This window comes from Microcoleus sp. B4-C2 (assembly GCF_036705265.1).
Taxonomy (GTDB): Bacteria; Cyanobacteriota; Cyanobacteriia; order Cyanobacteriales; family Microcoleaceae; genus Microcoleus.
In genome coordinates this window covers 1-7,563 of the sequence record NZ_JAUBUB010000128.1, presented here as the reverse complement: position 1 = coordinate 7,563, position 7,563 = coordinate 1, and the positions used below count along the sequence as shown (strand labels likewise).

Below are 7,563 nucleotides of genomic sequence, written 5' to 3'. Positions count from 1 at the left end.
AGCAATCGGCGGCGTTGTCTCCACAGGAGGCGTTTCCACAGGAGGCGCGACAGCAACTGGCGGCGTTGTCTCCACAGGAGGCGTTTCCACAGGAGGCGCTACAGCAACCGGCGGTTTTGGATCAATCGGTGGCGTTTCCACAGGCGGCGCGACAGCAACCGGCGGTTTTGGATCAATCGGTGGCGTTGTTACCGGTGGCGCGACAGCAACAGGCGGTTTTGTCTCAATCGGTGGCGTTACAGCAACAGGCGGTTCCACAACCGGCTGCTTTGATTTGACATAATCGATCAATTTCTTGCCGCCATCAAGTTTAGTCCAATCCTTACTTGGATCGATCACTTTGTCGATCGACACTGCTTTGCCCGTCGCACCTGTTAAATTGAAAACCAAATCATTGTAATCTTTATCTGAACCCTGATCGACGCGCTGATCTTCCATCGCAAATGCCTTGCCGCTGCCAGTGACATCTGCTACTTGACCGTACAACCAAGCATCATCTGGATTAGTGCTAGATAATGACAACAGCGGGCGTTTGTCACCGCCGGCACCGGGATTCTTAAACACATCTTGCACCGTACCATTTGGCACCAGCATCACCGCAAAAGCCTCTCCCGGTTTCATCGGAAATGTTTTCGCGCCGCTGTACTGCCCTTCGTTATAATTTCCCTCTCCTAAACTGCCGTTAAATAGCGGATTGGCACCTTCTGTGGGGTCAGAAATTACTACGTGACCAAAGGTAGAATTGGTCAGGGATCGTCTTGCTGCTTCTTTGATAAATTCCTGAGAACCAGGGGTAAATTTCTCCATTCCCACCACGCTAAAAATGGCAACTTCACCTTTATAATTGCCGCCGTCGTGCAGCCAGTCAAAGCCAACTTGTCCCGTTGAATCTGTAGCGAAAAAGCCGGAGTCAACCCCTAAACCTGTCAGCGGGTCAACTTTGCCGTCTGGAGTTAAACTAACTTGATAATTCGTATCGCGGGAGGGTGCAGAAATTTTGAGTGCATAATTGGTTGCACCCAAGTTATCGATGCTAAAAGTTCCTGAATTTGTGCCGTTGGTTTCGATGTCTTTGACGACTTTTCCCTCGCTGTCGAGGAGTTGCATCCCGACAATGGAACTAAATCCTTCAGCGGTAACTCGAAAGCTGCCTGTATTCAGCCGATTAAAACGATAGGTGTCTGTGGGGTCAGTTTTACCTGCGAAGTCGATGGAGAAATAGTTGTCGTTCAGATTGCCGATCGATATATTAGACATGATGCACCTTGATTGATAAATTTCTATGGAAAAAATCAGCCGACACAGCCAAGCAATTGCCGCAAACCCGCGTAACGACACGCGAATTCAACCTAATTAGCAAAAGGTTAGAAAATCGTTAAACTCGCTTAACTTTCCGCCGCTATGTATCTATCAGAAGTGCGCCGGAGTTTTTATGCGTTTTGTAATGAAACTTTACACTGAGTGTTTAACAACGAGTAGGAAATGGCACCGTTAGACATTTATTTTCTTCCGGTGAAAGTGTTGCCTGTAACCAAGTTCCATACCTGCAGACAAAAAGACGTAGTTTTTTATACTCCAATAATTCAGTATAATTTCGTCTAATACACAAAAATAATATCAGTTTTTATAAGCCAGCGCATCAGTAATATCTCCGAAAAGTTTAATTCAATTGGATTAATAACTAAGTATATTTATGTATAATCATCCTGAAAAAGGGAGAAGGAGCGATCGCACATCCCCCTTTTTCAGGCTCATGCAGCCGTTGGAGACTTCGATACAAAGCAGAGAGACACAGGCTTTCAGGCTGAAATCCATGTGAAGCTCTTCTGTCAAACTTCAATCATTCGAGTTTCACACCCGTTTTCTGCGGGAAAAGCCCTACAATAAATTAAAAAATCTCCCCAACAATCATCCCCGCCAATATCACAAACCCCACCCAAACATTTTGGCGAAAGATTTGACCGTAAACAAGCTTAGGAATATCCGCATTTCGGAGTTGACTGTACTGCAAAAACCACAAAATTGCCGCCGCACTAATTGCCATCCAAAAACCCATGTGCAAGTGCAGATTAATCCCCATTGCTGCTAACAAACCGACAGTACCTACAAAGAAAAAACCCACAGCATTAGCTGCATTATCCCCAAAAAAGAGAGCGCTGGAATTCACCCCCAAACGCAAATCATCTTCCCGATCGCTCATCGCATAAACTGTATCAAACCCCATCGTCCAAAACACGACTGCACCCCACAGCAGCCAAGTCGCTAATTCTAATTCGTCAACAGCGGCGCTCCAACTAATTAAAACTGCAAAACCCCAGGCAATTGATAACACTAATTGCGGCACTGGAAAGAATCTTTTGGCTAGCGGATAGCAGATAATTACTGGTACGGCGGCCACACACAGCCAGAAGCTTAAAGGATTGAGATAAAATGCGAGAATTGCCGCACAAGCAAAGGAAATTAAAGCAACTCCGATTCCAGTTTGCACGGTGAGGGCGCGGGATGCTAGGGGGCGCGATCGCGTTCTTTCTACTTCGGGATCGATATCGCGATCCCACAAGTCGTTGATGACGCATCCCGCCGCACTCGTGGCTAGGGTTCCCAACACAATCACGCCCACCAATGCTGTCGGTGGCCTCCCGTGGGCTGCTAAAAAGACCGCCCAGAGGGCTGGAATCATTAAAATCAGCCTTCCTGCTGGTTTGTCCCATCTCAAAAGCCTCACGACGGTTAGCAATGTGGATTCCGGTTGGCGATCGGGCTGTGTAAGCATTTCAATTCTAGATTTGATATTTTTAACTCTAGATTTTATCAAATTTTAGGCACAATCACTTACTATCTCTGCTGCCGATCGCACTTCTGCCGAAATTTAAAACAGGTGAAAGTCTTGCCCAGTCAGCAATTCCAAATTTTTGCTAATTTAATAGAATGCCTAACTGGATTCGTGAAATAATCATAAATATCTGTCAACCCCGATACTCCAATGGTTAATTCACTTCCGTCTGCGGAGTCAAATCGCATTATTGCTGCTATTGATATGGGTACTAACTCATTTCACATGGTGGTGGCGCGGATCGATCCGAAATTGCCTGCGTTTACGATTATTGCTAGAGAAAAAGATACGGTTCGATTGGGTGATTGTGAACCAAAAACAGGGTGTTTGAAGCCCGATGTGATGGAAAGGGCGATCGCAACTTTGCGCCGTTTTCTAGATATTGCTAAAACTATCAATGCTGAACAAATTATCGCTGTGGCTACCAGTGCGGTTCGGGAAGCCCCTAACGGGCGAGATTTTCTCAAACAAGTTGCTGACGAATTAGACCTGAATGTGAGTTTAATTTCCGGTCAAGAAGAAGCGCGGAGAATTTATCTCGGCGTTCTTTCGGGTATGGAATTTAACAATCAGTCCCAGGTGATTATTGATATAGGAGGCGGTTCTACGGAGTTGATTTTAGGAGATAGTTCTGAACCTCGCTGTCTCACCAGTACAAAAATTGGTGCTGTTCGCTTAACAGGACAATTTGTCAAAACTGACCCGATTAGCAAGGAGGAGTTTGCTTATTTGCAAGCTTATATTCGGATTTCGCTGGAAAGACCGATCGACGAATTGCGATCTCAATTCCATGAGGGCGAACCTTTGCGCTTGATTGGCACTGCTGGAACCATCGAAACTCTGGCTGCAATTAACGCTCGCGAAAAGTTGGGAACAGTGCCGAATCCCCTAGCCGGATATCAGTTAAGTTTAAAAGATTTACGCGATTTAGTCAATCGCTTTCGCAAACTTTCTTATGCCGAAAGGTTGGCAATTCCAGGAATGTCGGACAAGCGGGCAGAAATTATTCTGGCAGGCGCTTTGATTTTGCAGGAAGCTATGACACTATTAGGAATTGAATCGCTGACTGTGTGCGATCGCTCTCTGAGAGAAGGCGTAATTGTTGACTGGATGCTAGCCCACGGTTTAATTGAAAACCGCTTGCGCTATCAAGGTTCAATCCGCCAGCGCAGTATTCTCCACATGGCTGACAAATATCAAGTCAATTTAGAACAAAGCGAAAGAACCGCAGCATTTGCCCTCAATTTCTTCGACCAAACTCAAGGAATTCTACACTATTGGGGAAGCGAAGAACGCGAGTTGCTGTGGGCTGCCGCGATTCTGCACAACTGCGGTTTGTACGTCAGTCATTCAGCGCACCACAAGCATTCTTACTATTTAATTCGCAATGGTGAGTTATTGGGCTACACTGAAACAGAGATTGAAGTAATTGCCAATTTGGCTCGCTATCACCGGAAGAATCCTCCTAAAAAGAAGCACGAAAACTTTATTATTCTTCCTAAAAAATACCGGGAGGTTGTCAGTAAGTTGCATCCTTTTCTGCGGTTAGCTGTGGCTTTAGACAGGCGGCAGATTGGCGCAATTTCTGATTTTAAATGCGAATACCGCCCGGAAGTTCGAGAGTTTCACTTACGGTTGCACCCGCTCAATCCCGAAGATGATTGCGCTCTGGAACTGTGGAGTCTGGATTATAAAAAGCCGTGTTTTGAATATGAGTACAATCTCAAATTAGTGGCAACTTTGGAACCGACTCTGGTTCCGGTTTAAATACAAAGCCGAGCCTGAAAACGAGAAACTGTAGGGTGCGCGCGTCCCCTACAGTTTTAACTTAATCCCAAGTCTACTACCAATATTGTGTTTGACTCTACAGTCCTCCCGATCGCCCTAGCCTGCCTTGCGAAGGCAGCGTGGATTAATTTTAGAGAGGAGAAATCAATGCAATATGACTATTTGCTGACGCTATACGAAAGATTGAAATAATGTCTCATATCATGTCCGGTCGAGCGATCGCGATTAAAGGCCGGGGCGGGTTTACAGATTTTCCGGTTTCTATTCAATATCTTGGCGAACCCGCCCCTACAGAAATCATGGTTAATTGGTTAGAGAGTCGATGGTAGGGTGTCCCCCACCATCTCTCCTACAAAACCGTGCTTGCGACTTTCACCGCACACGGCTCCTGGGTGATGTAATCCTGGTTATGGATACAGTACGAGCGCATCAAGAGATGATTTCTACCGCTTGAGAGTTTTCCTTTTACCCCTACATCCCACCATCAGATTTTTCCGTGGCCGACGGCTTTTAAAGGGTTACTTAGTCTCTATCTTTTACACCACCCGGCGCTGTCAGCATATCTCTGCTATTACAGCAGAGCATTGGCTTCTGCAACCATCCCTCACATTCACAGCTTACGGCTAGCAACCTACTTATGTTATTAAGGGCTATGAATGCTTTACTTCGTTCCGATTACACATTGGTTGAACATGACAGCGTAATGCTATCCACCGGGTTTTTTGGGCAGTGCTGATAAGTCAATCCGATAATTGCTTATGCCCTATCCTTGCCTTTTGGCTTGGTCAGTCAGCCGTTTGACCATCTATCATAACGGTGGTTCAGACACATTTTTGCTTTCGCTACGCATATGTTCTTGCTCGACAGCTACCCCCCAAGGCTAAGAGTCTTTCTGCCTTTTATCCCCGCTTTATCATGTTAGTTGCTACCCAACAAAATAGGGGATATGCTTTTACCGCTGCACCTGCGGACTGGGACTTGACTTAATGCCTCACCCATAAGTGTAATCAGTTATCACTAACTTCTAGGAGTTAGGCTAACCGTCCCTGGATAGGAGAACCTACCCATTTAGGTTAAACGAATCGCACACCGGACATGATATAATATCATGTCAAGTCGAGCGATCGCGATTTTTGTAGGGGTTCCCCTCACCAACAATACCTGCCAATAATTGACCATCTCAAAAACCCGCCCCCACCGGGATATTATGGTTAATCGATCGGACATGATATTAGCGATCGTTCTGATACAACCGGATTCCATATTATCTACAAACCAGGTAGTCCAATTACTGTAAAATCCTGTTGAGTGATGAGATTAGCTGGCACACCTTTTAGGCTAGCTAAGATTTGATCCGTGTTGGCAATTTTGATAAAAGTTGTAGTGTTTTCTTCAACTATACTGAGTCGATCGACCGTTAACCCTCCCGTCAAAATTAATAAATCTTCACCTTGCGTAAAATCAGCGATGACATCGCGGCCTTCTCCCGCAGTCAAGAAAAAGTAATCGCGCCCGCTTCCCCCTTGCAGCGTATCGTTTCCGAAGTCTCCCCTCAACCAGTCGTCGCCAATTCCCCCAATCAAAGTATCATCACCCTCACCCGCGTACAGAGTATCGCTACCGTCACCGCCGCACAATTGATCGGCATCTTGATTGCCAAAAATTAAATCATTGCCGCCACCGCCGCACAAATAATCTTTTTGACTGCTAGCATCCGTCGCGATATTGTCAATATCTCCGAAAATCGTATCCTCGCCATCGCCGCCGCAGATGGTGTCATTTCCCAACTCTCCAAACAGCAAATCATTGCCAAAATCCCCGCAAATTATATCGTTATTTTTGCCACCATGTAAGGTATCATTGTCCTTGCCGCCGCTTAGAGTATCTTCGCTTTCTTGCCCGTACAAAACGTCGTTGCCGTTATTGCCAAAAAGCAAATCTTTTCCTGTCAAGCCACCGTCAGACGCATCAGAAGTGCCACCAAATAAACTGTCATTACCTTCATCGCCAAGTAGGGTATCGTTGCCTTTGTCGCCCCAAACTATGTCATTATCTTTGCCTGCGATCGCCACATCATGATCTTTACCCGCATAAATAAGGTCATTCCCAGCGTGGCCGACGAGATAGTCGTTATTTTCGTTGCCAAATATGGTGTCGCTGTCTGCATCCGCGCCAACAGTAACTGGGCTAGCAAGGCCACCGTAAATATTGTCGCTGCCGAATAAGCCCTTTAGCCAGTCGCTGCCATTGAAACCGTTGATGATGTCATTAATATTGCTGCCGGTTAGAGTATCTTTACCGTCAGTACCGTTGAGGGTATTTTCAGGGATATTCGGGCCGGGAATGGAAGTGCGATCGGGTAAAGTGATTCGATCGCACATACAGTCTTCCGAAGCAGCAGGAATTAGCGCCGGTGTGGGGGTTTCTGTTGTTGGAGATGTGGTTTGGGCGATCGAATTGTCAGTTGCGATCGGTGTTTCCCCAGGTTTAGCCGTTGGGATTGGAGTTTCTCCAGATGTCGAAATTGGTGTCGGAATTGGCGTCGGAGTTTCCGCAGGCGTCGGAGTTTCCGCAGGAATTGGCGTCGGAATTGGCGTCGGAGTTTCCGCAGGCGTCGGAATGGGAGTTTCCGCAGGAATTGGCGTCGGTGTCGGAATTGGTGTCGCAGTGGAAATAGGCGTCGGAGTTGGAGTTGGCGTCGGAGTTTCCGCAGGCGTCGGAATGGGAGTTTCCGCAGGAATTGGCGTCGGTGTCGGAATTGGCGTCGCAGTGGAAATAGGCGTCGGAGTTGGAGTTGGCGTCGGAGTTTCCGCAGGCGTCGGAATGGGAGTTTCCGCAGGAATTGGCGTCGGTGTCGGAATTGGCGTCGCAGTGGAAATAGGCGTCGGAGTTGGAGTTGGCGTCGGAGTTTCCGCAGGCGTCGGAATGGGAGTTTCCGCAGG

The 7,563-nt window shown here is 46.9% G+C and carries 5 protein-coding genes; 2 read left to right on the top strand and 3 right to left on the bottom strand.

What is annotated here, in order from left to right:
* Both QUB20_RS25875 and QUB20_RS25870 read right to left on the bottom strand, forming a co-directional pair.
* The coding region (locus QUB20_RS25875) for a DUF4114 domain-containing protein (RefSeq protein WP_333250572.1) at positions 1–1,257 on the bottom strand (1,257 nt) is incomplete at its 3' end.
* Between the two features lie 631 nt (positions 1,258–1,888).
* Positions 1,889–2,773, bottom strand: a complete 885-nt coding sequence (locus QUB20_RS25870) for a 4-hydroxybenzoate solanesyltransferase (RefSeq protein ID WP_333250570.1) — start codon at positions 2,771–2,773, stop codon at positions 1,889–1,891.
* 210 nt (positions 2,774–2,983) lie between these two features.
* On the opposite strand from QUB20_RS25870, the gene QUB20_RS25865 reads away from it, so the two are divergent.
* Positions 2,984–4,600, top strand: a complete 1,617-nt coding sequence (locus tag QUB20_RS25865; protein ID WP_333250568.1) for a Ppx/GppA phosphatase family protein — start codon at positions 2,984–2,986, stop codon at positions 4,598–4,600.
* A 212-nt stretch (positions 4,601–4,812) separates the two neighbouring features.
* Positions 4,813–4,950 carry a hypothetical protein gene (locus tag QUB20_RS25860; RefSeq protein ID WP_333209557.1) on the top strand — a complete coding sequence of 46 codons (138 nt, stop codon included), beginning with the start codon at positions 4,813–4,815 and terminating at the stop codon, positions 4,948–4,950.
* 939 nt (positions 4,951–5,889) lie between these two features.
* Here QUB20_RS25860 and QUB20_RS25855 read toward each other — a convergent pair.
* Positions 5,890–7,563, bottom strand: a 1,674-nt coding sequence (locus tag QUB20_RS25855; protein WP_333291756.1) for a calcium-binding protein, incomplete at its 5' end; no start/stop codon positions are given.